Origin of the sequence: Arthrobacter sp. StoSoilA2 (assembly GCF_019977195.1) — a bacterium.
GTDB lineage: Bacteria > Actinomycetota > Actinomycetes > Actinomycetales > Micrococcaceae > Arthrobacter.
Genome location: NZ_AP024643.1, coordinates 2503412 through 2522635, shown reverse-complemented (window position 1 = coordinate 2522635; position 19224 = coordinate 2503412). Strand labels below are relative to the sequence as shown.

The 19224-nt window shown below is 62.6% G+C and carries 16 protein-coding genes; 11 read left to right on the top strand and 5 right to left on the bottom strand.

Annotation, left to right across the window (positions count from 1 at the left end; translation table 11 throughout):
- Positions 1-29 precede the first annotated feature (29 nt).
- From arfB to LDN82_RS11385, 4 genes are all read left to right on the top strand, one after another.
- Positions 30-449 carry an alternative ribosome rescue aminoacyl-tRNA hydrolase ArfB gene (arfB, locus tag LDN82_RS11400; RefSeq protein ID WP_224164309.1) on the top strand — a complete coding sequence of 140 codons (420 nt, stop codon included), beginning with the start codon at positions 30-32 and terminating at the stop codon, positions 447-449.
- Between the two features lie 116 nt (positions 450-565).
- On the top strand, positions 566-967 hold the full coding sequence (locus LDN82_RS11395) for a RidA family protein (RefSeq protein WP_224164308.1): 402 nt from the start codon (positions 566-568) through the stop codon (positions 965-967).
- Positions 968-1154: 187 nt separating this feature from the next.
- On the top strand, positions 1155-2201 hold the full coding sequence (locus tag LDN82_RS11390; protein WP_224164307.1) for a homoserine dehydrogenase: 1047 nt from the start codon (positions 1155-1157) through the stop codon (positions 2199-2201).
- The gene (locus LDN82_RS11385) at positions 2194-3609 is read left to right on the top strand and encodes an aldehyde dehydrogenase family protein (protein ID WP_224164306.1); all 1416 of its coding nucleotides are present in this window, start codon (positions 2194-2196) and stop codon (positions 3607-3609) included. The genes LDN82_RS11390 and LDN82_RS11385 overlap by 8 nt, the downstream gene beginning before the upstream one ends.
- Before the next feature lie 111 nt (positions 3610-3720).
- On the opposite strand, the gene LDN82_RS11380 is transcribed toward LDN82_RS11385, so the two are convergent.
- The 3 genes from LDN82_RS11380 to LDN82_RS11370 form a co-directional block, all read right to left on the bottom strand.
- Positions 3721-4176, bottom strand: coding sequence for an Lrp/AsnC family transcriptional regulator (locus tag LDN82_RS11380; RefSeq protein WP_224090134.1), 456 nt, complete (start codon positions 4174-4176; stop codon positions 3721-3723).
- A gap of 300 nt (positions 4177-4476) precedes the next feature.
- On the bottom strand, positions 4477-5730 hold the full coding sequence (locus tag LDN82_RS11375) for an MFS transporter (protein WP_224164305.1): 1254 nt from the start codon (positions 5728-5730) through the stop codon (positions 4477-4479).
- Positions 5731-5806: 76 nt separating this feature from the next.
- Positions 5807-6694: a dihydrodipicolinate synthase family protein gene (locus LDN82_RS11370; protein ID WP_224164304.1), complete on the bottom strand. Its 888-nt coding sequence runs from the start codon at positions 6692-6694 to the stop codon at positions 5807-5809.
- 124 nt (positions 6695-6818) lie between these two features.
- On the opposite strand from LDN82_RS11370, the gene LDN82_RS11365 reads away from it, so the two are divergent.
- On the top strand, positions 6819-8216 hold the full coding sequence (locus tag LDN82_RS11365) for a PLP-dependent aminotransferase family protein (RefSeq protein ID WP_224164303.1): 1398 nt from the start codon (positions 6819-6821) through the stop codon (positions 8214-8216).
- A gap of 51 nt (positions 8217-8267) precedes the next feature.
- Here LDN82_RS11365 and LDN82_RS11360 read toward each other — a convergent pair whose 3' ends face one another.
- On the bottom strand, positions 8268-10016 hold the full coding sequence (locus tag LDN82_RS11360; protein ID WP_224164302.1) for a pyruvate dehydrogenase: 1749 nt from the start codon (positions 10014-10016) through the stop codon (positions 8268-8270).
- 106 nt (positions 10017-10122) lie between these two features.
- Between LDN82_RS11360 and ligD the strand changes: the two genes are divergently transcribed.
- Both ligD and LDN82_RS11350 read left to right on the top strand, forming a co-directional pair.
- Positions 10123-11367 carry a non-homologous end-joining DNA ligase gene (ligD, locus tag LDN82_RS11355; protein ID WP_224164301.1) on the top strand — a complete coding sequence of 415 codons (1245 nt, stop codon included), beginning with the start codon at positions 10123-10125 and terminating at the stop codon, positions 11365-11367.
- Between the two features lie 302 nt (positions 11368-11669).
- Entirely contained in the window at positions 11670-11861 is a 192-nt protein-coding gene (locus tag LDN82_RS11350) for a hypothetical protein (RefSeq protein ID WP_224090122.1), read from the top strand.
- A gap of 366 nt (positions 11862-12227) precedes the next feature.
- Here the strand turns inward: LDN82_RS11350 and LDN82_RS11340 are convergent, their stop codons facing one another.
- Entirely contained in the window at positions 12228-13250 is a 1023-nt protein-coding gene (locus LDN82_RS11340) for an AraC family transcriptional regulator (RefSeq protein ID WP_224164300.1), read from the bottom strand.
- Positions 13251-13619: 369 nt separating this feature from the next.
- Here LDN82_RS11340 and LDN82_RS11335 point away from each other — a divergent pair, with 369 nt between their 5' ends.
- The 4 genes from LDN82_RS11335 to LDN82_RS11320 all read left to right on the top strand — a co-directional run bounded on the left by LDN82_RS11335 (position 13620) and on the right by LDN82_RS11320 (position 19224).
- Positions 13620-14414: an SDR family oxidoreductase gene (locus tag LDN82_RS11335; RefSeq protein ID WP_224164299.1), complete on the top strand. Its 795-nt coding sequence runs from the start codon at positions 13620-13622 to the stop codon at positions 14412-14414.
- A gap of 143 nt (positions 14415-14557) precedes the next feature.
- The gene (locus LDN82_RS11330; protein WP_224164298.1) at positions 14558-15802 is read left to right on the top strand and encodes a styrene monooxygenase/indole monooxygenase family protein; all 1245 of its coding nucleotides are present in this window, start codon (positions 14558-14560) and stop codon (positions 15800-15802) included.
- 49 nt (positions 15803-15851) lie between these two features.
- Positions 15852-17630, top strand: a complete 1779-nt coding sequence (locus tag LDN82_RS11325) for a flavin reductase (protein ID WP_224164297.1) — start codon at positions 15852-15854, stop codon at positions 17628-17630.
- Positions 17631-17646: 16 nt separating this feature from the next.
- Positions 17647-19224 carry an NAD(P)/FAD-dependent oxidoreductase gene (locus LDN82_RS11320; protein WP_224164296.1) on the top strand — a complete coding sequence of 526 codons (1578 nt, stop codon included), beginning with the start codon at positions 17647-17649 and terminating at the stop codon, positions 19222-19224.

Below are 19224 nucleotides of genomic sequence, written 5' to 3'. Positions count from 1 at the left end.
GACCCGCCCCGACGTGCAACGCTTGTTCAATGGACCTGGAAATCTCGCCCTCCCTCACGATTCCGGCGTCGGAACTCGGTTGGCGGTTCTCGCGTTCATCGGGACCGGGCGGTCAACACGTCAACACGACCGACAGCAAGGCTGAGCTTTCCTGGAACGTAGCTACGTCTAAGGCAGTGACAGAAGGCCAGCGGGAGGTCTTGCTGCGTCGCCTGGAGAAGCGACTCGTCGACGGAGTCATCACAGTTACAGCCTCCGAACAGCGCTCGCAGTTACGCAACCGCGAGAGCGCCCTGGCTAAGCTCGCTGGCATTGTGGTGACGGGCCTTGCCCCACGGACTGTCCGCAGGGCAACGAAACCCACACGCGGGTCCGCCCAGCGGCACCGCGCCGCAAAAGTACAGAGGGCAGCAACGAAACAGCAACGACGGCGGCCCTCGCCTGAGTGACGAACACCTGACTCACAAGCACCTGAGTGCGAATACGCGACTGACGAGGCGGGGCCAACGGGAGCATTGGGGTGCACCCCCTTTTGGCAATTGGCCGGGGATGGCAGCATACAGTCATGTCACCTATCCAGCGCATCCGGCCCGAGGGACTTGTCTCCAGCCCGGCATTCAGCCATGTAGCCGTCGTCCCTCCAAACGCCACCACCATCTACGTCGGCGGCCAGAACTCCGTCGACAGCGGCGGTTCGCTCGTCGGCGAGGGTGATGTTGGAGTGCAATCTGGCCGCGCCCTGGCGAACGCAAAGACCGCGCTCGCGGCTGCCGGGGCAACCCTTCGCGACGTCGTGCAGTGGACGGTCCTCTTCGTGGACGGCGCCGACCTCGCCGCAGGGTACGGCGCCATTGCATCCGACCTCGCCGCCGACGAGCCGCCGCTCGTGACAGCAGCGTTTGTCTCCCGTTTGGGCGTTCCCGGGGCGCTGGTGGAGATCAGTGCGGTAGCCGCCGTCGAGCGGTAAAGAAGGCCATTGCACTGGAAGATTCTCCATCCAATCCCAACTGGGGGCAGCACCGCGGGCGTTTAGGCATGGTTGGCGGCTTTTTTGGGCGTTTCGTCATCCTTGGCGGGCGATTCGCATCTAGGGAACTGACACGCCTGGAACCGAGGCTTATAGGACAGCACCACCGCCCTACCAAGGAGATCACGTGACTACCTACAACCTGGCCCTCATCGGTTTCGGAGGCGTCAACCGCGCTTTGGCCGAACTCATCCGTGATGAACCCCGGCGATTTGCCTCACTCGGATTCGAGCTTCGTGTCGTGGCCATCACCGATCTTGCCTTCGGCTCACTCGTACAGGTAGACGGCATCGACCTGGCCGCCGTGTTGGCGATGCCCCGTGGGTCCTCGTTCGAGGGACTGCCAGGTGGCAGCCCGGATCCCCGCAATGAAGACGTCATCAAGAACAGTCCGGCCGACATCGTCGTTGAGGCTACCTTCACCAGTCCGATCGACGGCGAACCCGCAGTTTCGCACGTCAAGTGGGCCATCGAGTCCGGCAAGCATGTGGTGACCACCAACAAGGGCCCGGTGGCCTTGCATGGTGGGGAACTGGGCCGGCTTGCGGCAAACAATGGTGTCCGGTTCGAGTACGAGGGTTCAGTCATGAGTGGCACGCCCGTCATTCGACTAGCACACAAAATGCTGGGCGGCCTCGAATTGAACTCCGTTCAAGGCATTCTGAACGGAACCAGCAACTACGTCCTGGGCCGGATGGAGGCCGGGCTGGGCCTGGAGGAAGCGATTGCCGAAGCCCAGGACCGCGGATACGCCGAAGCGGACCCCACTGCTGACATCGGCGGCTCGGACGTCCGGTTGAAGGTCGCCATCCTCGCCAACGAGCTGCTCGGTGCCAACATCCACCCCAATGACGTGGAAACCACCGGTATTCAGGACATCAAGAGCGAAGACGTGGCACAGGCCCTGGCAAGCGGCTACCGCTGGAAGTTGATTGGCGAAGCCCGGCGGCAAGACGACGGCGGCATCGTAGCTACCGTCCAGCCCATCGCCCTTCCGGGTGAACACCCGCTGGCTGGTATTTCCGGCGCCACCAATGCCGTGTCCTTCAGCACGGATTTGCTGGGAGCCGTCACAGTATCGGGTCCTGGGGCCGGCCGCGTGGAAACTGCCTACGCCCTCATCTCGGACATCATCGCCGTCAACGAATTCGCCAAAGGAGCGGTCCGTGCCTGAGTCAGCCATCGCCGACGCCACAACCGCAGCCGCTACCACCGATCTGGCGGTCTACGACAAGTTTGACGGTTCCATCCTGGCGACACTTCCACAGTGCACCGAGGCAGATGTGCGCGTGGAGATCATCCGTGCAGCGGCCTCCGCTCCGGCAGCAGCGGCTATGCCGCGTCATGAACGTGGGCGGATTCTGGATACGGCTGCAGACCTTCTCCAGCAACGGACGCAGAAAGTGGCCGGGCTAATCGTCGCCGAGGCCGGGAAGACCATCACACAGGCGCTCAAAGAGGTCTCCCGTGCAGTGAATACGCTGAAGCTCTCGGCAGCGGAAACCCGCCGCAACGTTGGCGAAGTAGTTCCCTTCGACTCCTTCTCCGGCTCCGAAAACCGCCAGGGCTGGTTCACCCGTGAACCGTTGGGTCTTATCGCTGCCATTACCCCGTACAACGATGCCCTGAACCTGGTGGCGCACAAGTTGGGGCCGGCGATTGCCGGAGGGAACACCGTCATCCTCAAGCCGTCCCAGCTGACACCTTTGACGGCCATCCTCCTCGTGGACCTGTTGCGCGAGGCAGGCCTGCCGACGGAGTTCGTCACCGTTGTCCTGGGCGATCGCACCATCGCGCAAACCATCATCTCGTCCAAACTGGTTCGGATGGTCTCCTTCACGGGCGGCTTTTCCACGGGCCGGGCCATCGCCGCCAATGCCGGTATAAAACGCCTGTCCATGGAACTCGGCGGCAACGCACCCGTGATCGTGTTCGACGACGCGGACATTCCTGCCGCCGTCGAGGCCAGTGTTTCCGGTTCCTTCTGGGCCGCGGGACAGAACTGCATCGGCGCCCAGCGGATCCTCGTCCAGCGGCCGGTCTTCGACACCTTCCTTCACGCTTTTGTCTCCCGAACGGCCGCCCTCACGACAGGCGATCCCCGAAGGGAGCAGACCGACGTCGGACCCATGATCAGCGCCGCGTCTGCCGCAGAAGCGAAGCGCAAGATCGACGAAGCGGTGTCGGCCGGTGCGCGACTGCTCACTGGCGGCACCTTGGACGGCGCGCTCCTGACACCTGCCGTTCTTACCGCAGTACCGCGCAGTTGCGAGGCATGGAGCGAGGAACTGTTCGCACCCGTGGTCCTCGTGGAACCGTTCGACTCCCCCGAGGAAGCCATCGAACTGGCCAACGACAGCGAATACGCGTTGCAGGCAGGGGTATTTACCAAGGACCTGGCCCGGGCGCTGGCCACCGCCAAGGCAATCGACGCAGGCGGAGTGATGATCAACGATTCTTCGGACTACCGCCTCGATGCGATGCCTTTTGGCGGCTCGAAATACGGCAGCATGGGCCGCGAAGGCGTCCGCTTCGCCTACGAAGAAATGACGCAGCCCAAGGTCATCGCGATCACGTCATGATGATCGCCTGACGTTACCGTCAATAGATCAGGCCGTGCCTGTCCGGCGCTGCGTAACCTCCTCGGTTCCGCAGCGCCGGAACCATTTAAGCCCGGTATGGTTCGCGCCGCCTTAGCGGGGTGACTGCCTGTCGATGACTGTGGAGAGGGACAAGGCAGTGGTGATGTCGCGGACTCCAGGAAACTCTGAGACCTGCCTCCAGATCTCCTGGATCCGTGCAGCGTCGGGGGCCTCCACCCTGACCACGATATCCAGTTCGCCGCTGACGACATCACAAGTGGCGATCTCAGGAATGGCCTTGAGTCCGGCAATCACGTCTCCGCCCCGCATCCTGTCATGCCGTTGGATCAGGAGCACCGCATTGACCGTGGCCGAGCCTTCTCCGGCTGATTCCTTGATGGTGTACCCGTGGATATACCCGTCCCGTTCAAGCCGCTCAATCCGTTGCCTCACTGCGTTTCGGGAGAGCAGCACCTTCTCGCCCAACTGGGCAAGGCTGATACGGGCATTGCGCCGCAGCTCGGCCAGAATCTGCGCATCTATCTCATCACGTGGACTCTTCGGCACGGACGCTCCTGTCTGAGGGGATGTGAACATGTGTTTGGGTCAACGCCCTTCGAAGCAGGAATGCCGCTGCGGCTACCGTGTCCGGCGAGTTGGCCGGTTCAAACATATCCCATTGATCTGTTGCTTCTTCGGGCATAGTTGGCAGGACCTTGTTCGGTGATCGCCGCTCGGTGTAGGCCTGCCGGACCTGGTCCAGTCCCCCGAACCCATGAGCGTCAAGGCGACACGAAAGGGTGAAGGTGCCCTGCTGTGGAGAAGTGCGGCAAGCGGCTTTCTGCTCCAGTAGAACACTGATATGTCTTACGGCCTGGCCTGCCTCAGGGCCGATCCCGCTGTTTGGGACCGTTCACGACGGCGGTCAAACAGGGAAGCGCTCACGGCCACCGCAATAAGGGCGGACGCCAAAAGCAAGGGCAGGTGTGTCATGGGTACAACCATGGCCCCTGCCAACGCTGTGCCGGCAGAACCCGCTGTGATCTTTAATGCTCCGATCCACACGAAGACCTGACCTCGTGCCCCGGCTGGTGCATATTCGCTGCGCGCGGCCAATGTTGCGGCGAAAAAGCAGGAGTTGAGCACTCCGGCCAGGGAATAGACCACCGCTGCCACGGGGAAGATCCCGGCGAAGACCGCCACACACAGCGCAACGCCAACAGCAGCTCCCAGCCAGGTTATGAGGTGGTCCGCATCGCTTCGCAACGGCCGGATCATGACACCAGCGGATCCTAGAAGCCCGCCAAGACCATATGCGGCAGTCAGGACCCCTGCCGCGGCTGGCCCAACCCCCAGTTGTGTCGTCGAAGCCACTGCGGTGACAGGCAGCGAAGCGACCGACAAGGCGACGACGACCGTCAGGTAGAGCGTGCGACGCAAAGGACCGTTTGACAGCATCATTAGCAATGTCGGACCCGGGCGCGGTACCTCCGAGGGAACTGAAGTTTGAGGAGAAGAGGGCAAAAGCCTGACCAGGGCGGCGGCGACAAACGTTAGTCCGGCTAGGATCAATGCCGCCAATGCCGGATTCGCCCAGCCCGAAACAGCTGCGACCAAAGAGGGACCAATGGTTCCGCTGATGCCATATGTTGCTACATCCCATCCATGTGCGCGTCGCTGACTGATTCTGCTGCCCCCAGCGATCGCTGAGAGCCGGCTGCTAATGCCGCCCGTCAATAATGGACCGACCAGTCCGGACGCAATGAGCAGAAGACCCGGCACGATTGGAGGAGTCCGCGGGTACAGCAGGACAGCAGCGGCCAGGGTAACGCCGTGCATCAGGCACGCCCAGGCGATCACCGTTCTGCCGTCCCGGGCAGTGTCCAGTGTCCTGGCAACGAACGGACCGAAAAGGTGCGGTGCCGTGATGCAGGCACCCAGGATTCCGGCCAGCCAACCCGGCGCCCCACTGGTTGTCACCAGCAGGACAATGGCGACAACCGCACCCCCATCGGCGCTGCGCGCCAGGGTGGCGGCAGCGACATAGCGGGCCAATCCGCCCGGAGACGTCTGCTTACCCCTGGCAGCACGGTTGATTGTGCGCCCGTCGATGAGGCTCATGTCCCTCTCCCCCGTTCTTGGTCCGACCCCATTCATTTGCGTTGTTTCCAGCCAGGTGACCAGCCCTCCAAGCCACCTAGGCCTCCAATCCACACTGGCGGATGGCCTCGGTAACTCTGGTGCGTCCTTCGGTATCCAAGCCGTGCAGCGGCAACGGCAAGGCTGACGACGGAATGAGCCCCAGGTCTTCAGCCAGTGCGACGGTGACCCGAAGGCTCCCATAGGTTCGGAACAGGGACCAGACGGGTTCCAACGCGGCGGAAGCTGCCATCGCATCATCGCGCCGGCCAGCCAAAGCGTGGTCAACGATTTCCCGGGCCTGGCGGGGAAGGATCCCGCCAATCACCGAGTACCAGAGATCGCAACCAGCAAGCAGTGCTTCGGCGGCAATCCAATCTCCGCTGATACCCAAAAATGTTTGCCCGGGCAAAGCTGCGCGGAGCTTGCCGAGCCTGCTCTCAATGTCAGTGGCAGCCGGCGGCGGAATCTTGATGGAAGCTATTCCCGGGATACGTGCGATCCGGGCATGCAGTTCGTCCGTGAAGGTAAAGCCCGTGGTGCCGGGATTGTCATACACGACGACCGGAAGGTCTGACTCTGACGCGAGGTCCTCAAACAACCCGAAAACTTCCCCTTCCGACAGGCGTTGATAGGACACCGGGGCCAAGAGCAGTGCCGAGGCGCCAGCGGCATGGGCATCGCCGGCAAGAATGAGGACGTCGCGGGTACGCACTGCCCCGACACCGGCCAAAACCGGCACGCCCCCCGCAGCCTGAACGGACACTTCAAGGACCATGCGTCGTTCTTCACGGGAGAGATAGGCGTAGTTTCCCGTCGAGCCAAGGACACCGAGTGAATCCGCCCCTGACTGTGCCGCGCGGGCCGCCAGCCGGGCAACGGCGTCCAGATCGACACTTTCACCGTTCATGGGTGTCAGGGGGAATGCGCTGAGGCCGTTGAACACTACAGTCCTGCTTTCTTGTGGCTGTGGCCGGGTGCGAGCACAGCAAATGGGTGAGTACGCGTCTCATGCTGCCAAAGGGCTTGGTCCTACACTAGATCCAAGAATGAACAACTCCGGAGGTCCAATGAGCGAATCGGAAATACCCATCGAGCTGGATAGGCAGAGTCCGGCCTCCCTGTCCGCCCAAGTTGCAAGCCAGCTCCGTAGCGCCATCCTCAGCGGACTCCTCCAGCCTGAGCACACGCTCCCCGCAACCCGACGCCTGGCCAAGGACTTGGGGATATCCCGTGGCGTGGTGGTGCGGGCCTTCGAGCAGCTCTCCGGGGAAGGTTTCCTGGAAAGCAACGGTACTGGTGGGACCAGAGTGGCTGTCCGGCCGGACATTCAAAAGCGCCCGGACGAAGTGAAAGCGCAGCGCAGCAGCCCTGCCAACGCCGAGGTGATTGACCTGACCCCCGGCCGCCCCTCGGGATCGCCGTTCCAAGACCGGGAGTGGCGCAACGCGTGGAAGAGGGCCTTGGCGGAGCAAGGAAACACGCACCTGCCACCAGCCCTTGGAACGCTGGAGCTTCGGGAAGCCGTGGCCGGTCACCTGGCGGTGTCCAGGGGGCTGGCCGTCGACCCGGAGGACGTCATCATTACGGCCGGCACCAGTGATGCACTGCACCTGGTGGTGTCCATGCTTCGAGGCAGGAGGAACAATCCGCGCATCCTGGTTGAAGACCCGGGCTACCCCACGGCGCGGCGGGTCATGAGCGCCGCCGGTGTCCATCTTCAGCTGCTTCCCGTGGACGAGGACGGCCTGAAGAGCTCCCAACTCGCCGGACTCAACGTCATTCCCGACGCCGTCCTCATCACCCCCAGCCACCAGTACCCTCTCGGTGGCAGGATGGCAGTCCAGGAACGGCTCGGCCTGCTGAAGTGGGCGGACCGCCATGGCGTGCTCGTGTTGGAGGACGACTACGATAGCGAATTTCGCCACAGCAGAATGCCCCTGCCTGCCGTCGCCTCCCTGCCGGCAGCTGCCGACGTCGTACTTCTCGGAACGTTCTCAAAGAACCTCAGTCCTTGGCTGCGCTGCGGATATCTGGTGGTCCGGGGTGATGCCGGCCAGCGCCTCAAGGCCGTACGTGAAGCCATGGACACTCCGGTGGCCGGGGTCCTGCAGTCGGCCCTCGCCCATTACCTTCAGGGCGGCGGGCTCTCCCGACACATTGCCCGGGCCCGGAGGGAATATTCGCACCGCCGGTCCTTGCTCATTGAACGCTTGGGCCCGCGGACCGATGTGGAGCTTGCAGGACTCGACGGCGGGTTGCATGCCGTGATCCGCTTCGAACACCCTGACGCGGCGGATCTGGCTGGGAAGGCGCTGGAACGGGGTGTACGGGTCATCCCCCTGGCCGGATATTACGCTGAGCGCCCACCGGTGAACGGCTTGGTCGTCGGGTATGGCGCAGTGTCCGACCTCCAACTGTCAAAAGCCCTCGCTATCCTGGGCACCCTTCTCGACGAGCATCCGTAAGCCAGGGAATTCCTGCGTTCCGTTTGAGACTGCTGCCGGCACAGACTCCCGTCACCGCCGGGGAATGTTGCGCAGATTGCTGCGGGCCATGCTCACAGCTTCGCCGGCACCGCGGTTCAAGACCACTTTGGACATGGCCGTCGCGAACCCGATGACTTGTTGCCCCGAAATCTTCGGCGGGATGGACAGCGCATTCGGATCAGTGATGAGCTCCACCAGAGAAGGACCCGGGTGGGCGAACGCCTCCCGATACGCTTCCTCGATGTCCGCAGGATCCGTCACCCGGACAGCATGGAAGCCCAAGGCCTTCGCGACGGCGGCATAGTTTGCGTCAGGTACGTCGACGCCGAAATCGGGCAGCCCATCCACCAACATTTCGAGCTTGACCATGCCCAGTGTTGAGTTGTTGAAGACCACTACATTGACCGGCAGTTGATGTGCAGCCACGGTAATGAGCTCACCAAGCAACATGGACAAGCCCCCATCACCAGAGACAGAAACCACCTGGCGCCCGGGATAGGCCATCTGTGCACCGATGGCGTGTGGAAGGGCGTTGGCCATTGACCCGTGAAGGAAGGAACCGATCAGCCGGCGCGTGCCCAGGGGGTTGATATAGCGAGCCGTCCAGACGTTGCACATTCCGGTATCCGCGGTGAAGATGGCGTCTTCCGCCGCTACCTGGTCCAGCAGGGAAGCAGCATACTCAGGATGAATGGGCTGCTTCTTTTCGACCTTCCGCGTGTACGCGCCCACGGCCTTGTTCATCAGGCGGTCGTGCTTCTTCAGCATCTGGTCCAGGAAGCGGCGGTTCTTCTTTGGATTGACCAAGGGCAGAAGAGCGGCCAAGGTAGGCAGGACGTCGCCGTGGACGGAAATGTCGACGTCGGTCCTCCTCCCCAGCCGCTGTGCGGCCCGGTCAACCTGTGCCGTCCGGGTGTCCGGCAGGAACTGGTCGTAGGGAAAATCGGTACCAAGAAGGATCAGCAGATCAGCGTCCTCGATGCCCTCCGCAGCAGCACCATAGCCCAGGAGCCCGGTCATGCCGATGTCGAACGCGTTGTCGTACTGGACGAAGTCCTTGCCTCGCAGCGAGTGGCCAATCGGGGCGTTGACCAGTTCCGCCAAAGCAATGAGTTCGTCGTGGGCTCCCTGGACGCCCGCCCCCGCGAAAATGGCGACTTTTCCGGCGTCGTTGATGGCGTCAGCCAGTTCCTGGACGCTCGACTGGTCCGGGATCAGGCGGGCGGGCCGAAACGTAGCGGGTAACGGCGTCGGCGCGGTGGCCTCAAGTCCGGCGATATCGCCGGGAAGAGTCACGACGGCGACTCCCCCAAGGGCTACAGCGTTCTGGATGGCGCTGTGCATAACGCGGGGTGCCTGCTCGGCCGTGCTGACCAGTTCCGAATACACTGAGCATTCGGTGAAGAGCCGGTCAGGATGGGTTTCCTGGAAGAACCCGCTGCCGATCTGCTTGCTGGGGATGTGCGAAGCGATGGCAAGTACGGGCGCGCCAGTGCGGTTGGCGTCGTAAAGTCCGTTGATCAGATGGAGGTTGCCCGGTCCACAGGAGCCGGCACAGACTGCAAGCTTGCCAGTCAGTTGCGCCTCGGCGGCCGCAGCAAAAGCGGCCGCTTCTTCGTGGCGGACATGGATCCAATCGATACCGCCTTTGGCCGACCCTCCCGTTTGACGTACGGCATCCACTATTGGATTGAGGCTGTCACCGACGATTCCATAAATGCGCTGCACACCGGCAGCCTGGAGTTGTTCGATGAGCTGGGTAGCAAGTTCCTTGGCCATAGTGTGCAGACTCCCGCGATTGTGGTGGTGGACTGACATGGTCAATATAGTCGCCGCCCTCGCCCTTGGTCTGGCTGGGACCGCCGATCGTTGCTAGCGTGGCGGCATGAACCCGTCGAAGACTCCGGCAGAGATTCTGGACATTGGCGACGCCGAAGTTCGCGTCTCGAATCCGGACAAGGTGGTTTTCCCCGAACCCGGGCTAACGAAGCTGGATTTGGTCCGCTACTACCTTTCAGTTGCGGAAGGTGCGCTGCGGGGCGCGGGCGGCCGCCCCATGGTGCTCAAGCGCTTCCCCAAGGGCATCGACGCTGAGCCGTTCTTTCAGAAACGCGTACCCGAAAACCATCCGGAGTTCATTGATACGGCAACGTTGCACTACTCATCGGGGACATCAGCAGAAGAAACTGTAATCCGGGACGCCGCCGGTTTGGCGTGGGTGGTGAATCTTGGCTGCCTGGACCTCAACCCCCACCCCGTCCGTGCCGAGGATCTGGATCATCCCGACGAGCTGCGGATCGATCTTGATCCCATGCCCGGTGTGGATTGGTCGCAGATCGTCGACGTCGCCTATGTGGCGCGCGAGGTGCTTGACGACGTCGGGCTGGTTGGTTGGCCCAAGACAAGCGGGTCCCGGGGACTGCACATTTTGGTGCGGATCGCCCCGGAGTGGTCCTATAGCGAGCTGCGGCTCGCCGCGGAGACCCTTGCCCGGGAGGTCGAGAACCGGGCCCCCGGGCTCGCCACGGCGCGGTGGTGGAAGGAGGAACGCGGCGAAAGCGTCTTCGTCGACTTCAACCAGAACGCGAAGGATCGGACTGTCGCCTCCGCCTACTCTGTCCGGCCCCGGCCGGATGCCCGCGTTTCTACTCCCCTGACATGGGCCGAGGTCACTACCACCAGGCCCGAACAATTCACCGTCCGCTCAGTGCCAGAACGCTTCGCGGAGCTGGGCGATCCCCACGCTGGAATCGACGGCGCCGTTGGATCCCTCGAGGGCCTGCTGGCCTTGGCCAAGGAACTTGGTCCCGCCGAGAAGGCACCGCGCGCCGGCGATGGGTCGGGCCGCCGTGTCTCAACAATGCCACTCATTGAGGTAGCCCGCACGAAGACCAAGCCCGAAGCGCAGGCCGCCCTCGATGAATGGAAAGCCCGGCATGCGGACCTTGTCCCGGACCTGCACCCCGCCGATGTACTCATCGATGGGATGCGCGGTTCGAGTTCGCTCTGGTACCGGGTCCGGGTGAACCTGCAGCACATCCCCGAAGCAAAGCGCCCGGCCCAGGAGGAGCTCATCGCGGACTACGATCCCTGGGCCGGCAAGGAATGGCCAGGGCGTCCAGGATCCTGATAACTCTTCTTTGCAGCTTGGATGAGTTCTGCCAGTTTGTTGGCAGCTGCCCGTGATGGCCTGATCCGCTGCCGGGGTTCCAAAGGCTCCACGTGGCCTGTTCCTGCCGGCGCCTCCGCGCTTTGCGGCGAGTGGACGCGGCTTAGCCACTGCCCCGACGCTCCTGCCGGAGGAAATCCTTGGCAATCGTCAACAATTGACGATATTGTTGTTGCATCCGTCTGCGAAAGGCAGCCCCCAATGCGACAACGTCGTCGTCTATCGCCCTGGAACTTATGCAAGCCGGCGAAGGTTCTGGCGCCATGCTTAGCCTGAGCCTCATCATCGCCGCGGCCTTGGTGACCAGCTTCAGTGCAGTCTCCCTCATTCCGCGCTCCGCGCCAGGAGGATCGCGGCTCTCCAAGGACGGCCTCCTCTTGCAGCTCGGCGCGGGAATCCTCGCGCTGGCGTCCGTGGTGCTTGCCGTCAACATCCAGCTGGGCGCGTTTGGGTGACGGAAGCACTGCGTCCTACTTTTGATCCACCGGCGCTCCCGCATTGGCGGGCGTAGAGCTGCGACTCGACTGCACGTGCACGCCGGATTTTAGAGGGACAGGCAGGTCCAGCCGCGGCCACGTTGGCCGAAGCCGCCATCGACGCCGGGTTCTCCCACCTTGGGCGCTTTGCTGCGTATTACAGCGAAAAGTACAAGGAATCTCCATCCGCTACTCTCCAGAGATTGCGGGGGCGTCCCTTGGCGGCTACGTCCATCCGGTCAAGTGAGTAGGTTGGGGGGCATGCGCCCTTCGATGGCGGATGGGGACCAATTGGACGGACCTCGGCCGGGCGACTAGCGCATAGCTGGGTATCGGACAGCGGGGCTACCGGCGAAGGCTTTCCGAGGGCAACTCGCCGAACGTGTCCAAGTACAGCGCCGAGAAGCGCCCTTGGTGTGAGAAACCGCAGCGCTCGGCGATCGAAACAATGGTTTCCTGCCCGGGGGCGGCAGCGAGAAGCAGTTCCCGGGCCCGGTCCAGGCGCACCCTCCTCAACAACTCTGACGGCGTTGCCCCAACTTCGGAGCGAAGAGCCAGCTGCAGGGTGCGCACCGACACTCCCAGGTTCTCTGCGATGTCCGGAACCGCCAGGTCCTCAGAGGCGTGCCGTTCCAGCAGTTCGCGGAACTGGCGGATCAACCGGCTCTCGGCGGCAGGGCTGGAGCGATCAGCCTCCGTCGCAGGATTCATTGCCAAGAGCAGCCGTGAAACCATCGTGTCCGCGAGTAGCTTCTGGACGAACCCTGGAGCTGTCTTTTCCTGCTGGCTGATCATGTCGTCGTGGAGTTCGACGACGGACCTCAAGAACGCCCGGCCGGCCGAGCCCGTGAGGTCCATCGCGTAGCCGAGCTTCACGGTCTTATCCGGGTCTGCGCCCGGATCATTGCTGCGCAAGTCTTTACCCTGCGTATCCCCGCCGTAGAGCTGGGCTGCAACGGAGGCAAGGGCGAGGCGGCTCACGTAGACAATTAGATGCGGGGTTCCGCGATCCCACGTCATAGTGAACGGGCGGTCGATCGGCGGAACTGTCGCGGTTTTGGGGCTCGAATCCACCGAGGATGAGCCCACATCCATGTGCGCGTGGCCAGCGAGGGGAATCTGGATCAAGTGGAAGTTCTCCAGGCCTTCCGGACTGATCCGGACGTCCGCACCATAGTCGAGGAATTCGATACCCACGTCACCGCGATGCAACGAGCGCAGCTTCATGTCCACAGACGTCCCCCGGGTCTGCGGAACGAGGTCGTGACCGCAGAACAAATCGGCGATTTTCTGGTGCGCATCATCGACATCGGTCGTGGTCACTGTGGGCAAACCCCGGAGGACGTCACGGGGAAGGATCCTCACCATTGCGCGTTCCTTCCCCGGTTTTCGTTTTTCGGATGAGCGCTGCGCCAAGCGGATAGACCCGTTTTTCGCCTATGAATAGAGTCGCTCTTAGAACAAGTATGACGCACGTCATAGAAACGGAGCAACGAAACCGATGGAAGGGGTGAGCAGAGATGAAGAACGTCAAGCTGGTGCATGACCGCCGAATCGAGTGGGAACGGACTCATCCGAAGCCCGCGCCCAAGCCGACTGTCAAATAGGTCCAGGCCGACTGTCCAATAGTCCTGGCTCGGTCAAATAGGCAGTGAAACGGGCCCTCCGTCGGCAATGACGAGCGTCATGCGTACGTAAGACTTTCCACCTCACAGATTCACTACGAAAGGTTTGGCCATGTCAGCACTCTCGCGCAGGACTGCAGTCGTCACTGGCGGCGTCACCAAGATCGGCCAAGGCGTCGCCATGGCGTTGCGCGATGCCGGTGCCACCGTTGTGGTCGCCGACATCGACGCCGACGGCGGTGCCCAGCTCCACACATTGGGAAGCGGCATCAGCTTTTCACTCACTGACATCACGGATGACGTAGCCATTGCGCGGCTTATGGACGACACGGCGTCCTCGCACGGGGGTATCGACATCCTCGTCAACCTTGCCTGCACTTACAAGGATGACGGTGCGGCTTCGGACAGGAACGATTGGCTTCAGGCACTGAACGTCAATGTGGTGAGCGCCGTCATGGCAAGCAACACAGCACGCCCCTACCTCAAGGCATCCCAGCGCGGAGCCATCATCAACTTCACCTCGATTTCGAGCTCCGTTGCCCAGACAGGCCGGTGGCTCTACCCCGCGGGCAAGGCCGCCCTGGTCCAGCTCACCCGGAGTATGGCCGTGGATCTTGCCGACGACGGCATTCGGGTCAATTCGGTCAGCCCTGGATGGGTGTGGAGCAACATCATGGACACCCTGTCCGGCGGCGACATTGACAAGACAGACTCGGTGGCAGCCCCGTTCCATGCCCTGAAGCGGGTCGGCCGGCCCGAGGAGATCGGAGCCGTGGTCGCTTTCCTCGCCAGCGACGCCGCAAGCTTCGTGACAGGAGCTGATTGGGCCGTCGACGGCGGCTACTCCGCTTTGGGGCCCGAGCGCGCCGAAGAAGCCATCCCATTACTCGCCGCTGAAAAGAGGTGACGACACATGAATGACATCAAGCTCGTGCACATCGGCCTTCCCGGCTGGGAACAAACCCATCCCGAACGAACGCCGAGGCCCGGCCAAATATCTTCCCCCATCATTTACGGATGCAGAGACAGCAGAAAGACAAGGTCAACACTATGACACAGCGCCACATCACCATCGTCGGAGCAGGGCAGTCAGGCCTGCAACTTGGCATCGGCTTGCTCAAGGCAGGATTTGCGGTCACCACGATCTCCAACCGCACCGCTGAAGAAATCCACAAGGGAAAAGTCTCCTCCAGCCAGTGCATCTTCCACGATGCCCTTGAACAGGAGAGGGCGCTTGGGTTGGACTTCTGGCCAGAAGCTCCCACTGTGGACGGAATATCGTTCACGATCCCCCATCCTGAAGTTCCTGGTGAGAAGGCCATCAGCTGGGCATCCCGCCTGGATAACCCGGCGAAGTCCATTGACCAGCGGGTCAAATTCCCGCGGTTCATGGAAGAGTTCGTGGCGCAGGGAGGCGAGCTCGTGTTCGAGGACGCCGGCGTGGAAGAACTGGAACGCTACTCGCTTAACTCCGATTTGGTGATTGTGGCAGCCGGCAAGGGAGAAATTGCGCAGCTCTTCACCCGGGATGCCCAGCGCAGCGCCTACGACGCACCCCAACGCGCTTTGGCGCTGACGTACGTCACTGGAATGGAGCCCAGGGCAGAACATTCGGCAGTTTCCTTCAACCTGATTCCAGGGGTGGGCGAATATTTTGCCTTCCCTGCGCTCACCACCACTGGTCCCTGCGAAATCATGGTTTTCGAGGGCATCCCGGGCGGACCCATGGATTGCTGGAAGGGCCTGACTCCCGCGGAACACCTGGAGACGTCCAAAAACATCCTGAAGCAGTACTTGCCGTGGGAAGCCAGCCGGGCAGCCGACGTCGAGCTGACCGACCCCAACGGGTTCCTGCAGGGCCGGTTCGCACCCACTGTCCGCCATCCCGTCGCCACGCTCCCCAGCGGCAAGAAGGTCCTGGGACTCGCCGACGTCGTTGTCCTGAACGACCCCATTACCGGACAGGGCTCCAACAACGCCAGCAAGTGCGCGGCTTCCTACTTGCAGAGCATCGCGGCGCACGGCGAAGGTGCCTTCGACGCAGCGTTCATGCAGGCCACTTTCGAAAAGTATTGGAACTACGCCCAGCACGTAGCACAGTGGACGAATGCGCTGCTGGCTCCGCCGCCGCCGCATGTCCTTTCGCTACTGGGAGCGGCCGGCCAGTCGGCCGAAATCGCCCACCGCTTCGCGAACGGATTCAACAACCCGCCGGACTTCCAGGAATGGTTCATGGACCCGGATAAGGCGGCCGCATACCTTGCAAGCGTGGGCTCCGCCGTACCCGCGACCTGATAGTCGTTCCACTTCCCTGGCAACAACGTTCCTCGAAGGAAAACCAGACATGCGAAAGATCGCAATTATCGGAGCCGGCGAATCCGGCGCTCAACTGGCCTTGGGCCTGCAGCGGGAGGGGTATGAAGTCACGCTGTTCTCGGACCGTTCGGCCGCCCAAATCCGCACCGGCAAGGTTATGTCCAGCCAATGCATGTTCCCCACGGCCCTCGCCGCCGAAGCACAGCTGAGTTCGGCCCTGACCAGGCTTTATGACGATGAAGCCGTGCCCGGGATCAGCGCTATCCAATTGCGTGTGGAAGGCGAACCCGGCTTCGGCGCCATCGAGTGGGAGGCGCTCCTTGAGGGAACCGCCCACTCGGTGGATCAGCGGATCAAGAGTGCTGTCTGGATCGAGGCCTTTGTGGCTGGCGGCGGTGATTTCCGTATAGAGAAAGTCACGCCGCGCATGCTCGAGCAGCTCGCACGGGACTACGAACTGGTTATCGTCAGCACCGGAAAGGGAGAGATCGCCCAGATCTTCCCCAAGGACAGGTCCAAGTCCCCGTTTGACCGGCCGCAAAGAGTCCTCGCCCTGAACTATGTCTGCCTCGATACGGTCTCTCTCGATACAGCCTCTCTCGATGCATCCACCAGCGAACCGGCCGATCAGCCCAGCGACAGCATCCGCATGTCGGTAGTCCCCGGTGTGGGGGAATTCTTCACCTTTCCCGGACTCACCGTGTCCGGGCCATGCCAGATGATGGTCTTTGAAGGCGTCGTGGGCGGCCCGATGGATAAGTGGACCGACGTCACCAGTCCGGAGGAGCAGCTGAGTCGATCTCTGGAAATCCTGGAAGAGTATTTTCCCCACGAGGCGAAGAACTTCGCCAACGCAAGGCTCACCGACGAGGGCGCAACCCTCCTGGGCCGGATCACCCCGACGGTTCGCTCAGCAGTGGGTGAGCTGGGCAACGGCAACCTCGTCTTCGGCCTGGGCGACGCCGTCCTGCTCAACGATCCCCTCACCGGCCAAGGGTCCAATAACGCGACGCTGGCCGCCAAGTACTATCTGGATTCCATCGTGAGGCGAGGCCAGCAGCCTTTCGACAAGCAATGGATGGAACGCACCTTTGACGAGTTCTGGCGGGGCTGGGGCCAGTGGGCGGTGGCATGGACAAATGACATGCTCAAACCCCGGCGGGAACACCAGCAGACTGTCCTGGCCGAGGCTGCAGACCACCCGGCCCTGGCCGCAAGCATCGCTGCAGGATTCGATGATCCCCGCACGTTCTACCCATGGTGGTTCGATCCCGCAGCTGCCGCCGAGTTCGTGCAGGCACGCAAGGACGAAGATTCGTCGGCTTTTGACCTGAGGGACTTCCGCGGCGCCCTGGGACAATTCGCCACCGGCGTCACGGTGGTCACCACCCTCGGAACCGACGGCCGGAAAGTAGGCATGACTGCCAACTCCTTCACGTCCGTTTCCATGGAACCTCCACTGGTGTTGTGGTGCCCCAGCAAACGGGCTCCGAGCCTGGCGGACTTCGAGGACGCCACGCACTTTGCCATCAATATCCTGGCCAGCGACCAGCACGTCCTCTCGCGCCAGTTCGCAACACCCGCCACAGACAAATTCGCCGGCGCGGAAACCACGGAAGGAATCGCCGGGATCCCGTTGCTGGACGGCGCCGTCGCCACGTTCCAATGCCGGACCGTCTCGCGACACGATGCCGGAGACCACGTCATCTACGTAGGCGAGGTGGAGAAGTACGAGAATACTGGAGGGGCGCCCCTGGTGTTCCACAGCGGGAAGTACCACGCCGCGACCAACCACCCGGACTTCTGAGATGACGGCGTCCTCCATGACGGACTCGACCGATATTGCCATCATTGGTTCGGGGATCAACTCTCTGGTAGCCGCCGCGGAGCTTGCCATGGCCGGGAAGCGCGTCTGTCTCATTGAACGGGCTGGCAGGCTGGGCGGCTTCATCCATTCAGCGGAACGAACGCTGCCCGGGTTCATCCATGATTCCTTCTCTTCCTGGCACCCCCTGTTCGTTTCCGGAGGGGCTTACCAGGCTTTGGGAAGCGAGCTCCATGCGAGGGGGTTGGAATACTGCAATTCCGACGGCGCGGTGACCGCCAGCGTGGCAGCCGATCCAAAGACAGGGCAGCACAGAACGGTCGTGGCCCACCGCGATCCCGAGGTCACTGCAGCCGCTCTGCAGGCAAACGGAGACGACGGCGCCTACCTGGCGATGCTGGAGGACCTGGCCTGCAATGCCGGGACCATTTTCGGTGCTTTCGGTGCTGAACTGCGGTCTTTCAGGGAGGTCCTGACGATCGCCGCCGGCGCCCTGCGGCGAGGCAAGGTCAAGGGCACCGAAGCATTCGTCCGCGATTCGGTGATGAGTGGCCGCAACTACCTCCGCAGCCGCTTCAATGGATGGCAAACCGACCAGCTCTGGTCTCCTTGGCTCCTTCACGCAGGCCTCGGCCCGGACCAAGCGACCGGCGGCGTCATGCTTCCGGTCATGGCCTTGAGCATGCACAGCTTTGGCCTCCCTGTCGTGAAAGGCGGAGCCTCGAACTTCATCGCTGCGTTTGAGGCCCTCCTGAGAGATAAAGGCGTCCGGATCATGCTGGACACAGAAGCCGAGGAAATCCTGGTCGATTCCAAAGGTGCAACGGCAGTGAAAACCTCCAACGGCCTGGTCAGCGCACGGACCGTCCTGGCAAATGTGTCGCCCCAGGCCTTGTATTCCAAACTGTTGCGTCAACCACCAGCGGGCTTGGCCGAAGCAGCCGCGCGTTACCAGAACGGCCGCGGAGCCATGCAGATCCACCTGGCCCTGGACAAACCGGTCCAATGGCTCGATCCCCGTTTGGATTCCGTGCCCCTGGTTCACTTGAGCAACGGTTCGGACAGCACTGCAATTGCTTGCGCCCAAGCCGAGGCGGGGCTGTTGCCTACGGAACCTACCGTCGTCGTCGGTCAACAATGCGTCCTGGATCCTACCCGGGCCCCCGCAGGCAAAGCGACACTATGGCTCCAGCTACAGGAAGTGCCCTTCTCGCCGCTGGCGGATGCCGCAGGCGCGCTCGCCGTGGACGGCGGCTGGACACAGGAACTTAAGGAACGGTACATGGAGCGCGTCCTGAGCAGGCTCGAACAATTCGCGCCGGGCACCAGGGCGTCCGTCCTGGGCTGGGACATCCTGGCACCAACCGATCTGGCTGCGGAAAACCCCAATGCCGTCAACGGCGATCCGTACGGCGGATCCGCCGAACTCTTCCAGAACCTGCTCTGGCGGCCCTTCCCCGAGGCCGCAAACCACAAAACCCCGGTTAAGGGCTTGTGGCACATCGGCGCGTCCACCCACCCCGGCCCCGGACTGTCCGGCGGGTCGGGGCATTTGGTGGCCCAGAAATTGAAATGA

Coding starts and splice junctions, on each gene's coding strand:
- LDN82_RS11365 (WP_224164303.1), top strand. CDS start 6,819: ATGAGCGAATCGGAAATACCCATCGAGCTGGATAGGCAGAGTCCGGCC.
- LDN82_RS11325 (WP_224164297.1), top strand. CDS start 15,852: ATGCGAAAGATCGCAATTATCGGAGCCGGCGAATCCGGCGCTCAACTG.
- LDN82_RS11335 (WP_224164299.1), top strand. CDS start 13,620: ATGTCAGCACTCTCGCGCAGGACTGCAGTCGTCACTGGCGGCGTCACC.
- LDN82_RS11395 (WP_224164308.1), top strand. CDS start 566: ATGTCACCTATCCAGCGCATCCGGCCCGAGGGACTTGTCTCCAGCCCG.
- ligD (WP_224164301.1), top strand. CDS start 10,123: ATGAACCCGTCGAAGACTCCGGCAGAGATTCTGGACATTGGCGACGCC.
- LDN82_RS11320 (WP_224164296.1), top strand. CDS start 17,647: ATGACGGACTCGACCGATATTGCCATCATTGGTTCGGGGATCAACTCT.
- arfB (WP_224164309.1), top strand. CDS start 30: ATGGACCTGGAAATCTCGCCCTCCCTCACGATTCCGGCGTCGGAACTC.
- LDN82_RS11375 (WP_224164305.1), bottom strand. CDS start 5,730: ATGAGCCTCATCGACGGGCGCACAATCAACCGTGCTGCCAGGGGTAAG.
- LDN82_RS11350 (WP_224090122.1), top strand. CDS start 11,670: ATGCTTAGCCTGAGCCTCATCATCGCCGCGGCCTTGGTGACCAGCTTC.
- LDN82_RS11330 (WP_224164298.1), top strand. CDS start 14,558: ATGACACAGCGCCACATCACCATCGTCGGAGCAGGGCAGTCAGGCCTG.
- LDN82_RS11340 (WP_224164300.1), bottom strand. CDS start 13,250: ATGGTGAGGATCCTTCCCCGTGACGTCCTCCGGGGTTTGCCCACAGTG.
- LDN82_RS11360 (WP_224164302.1), bottom strand. CDS start 10,016: ATGGCCAAGGAACTTGCTACCCAGCTCATCGAACAACTCCAGGCTGCC.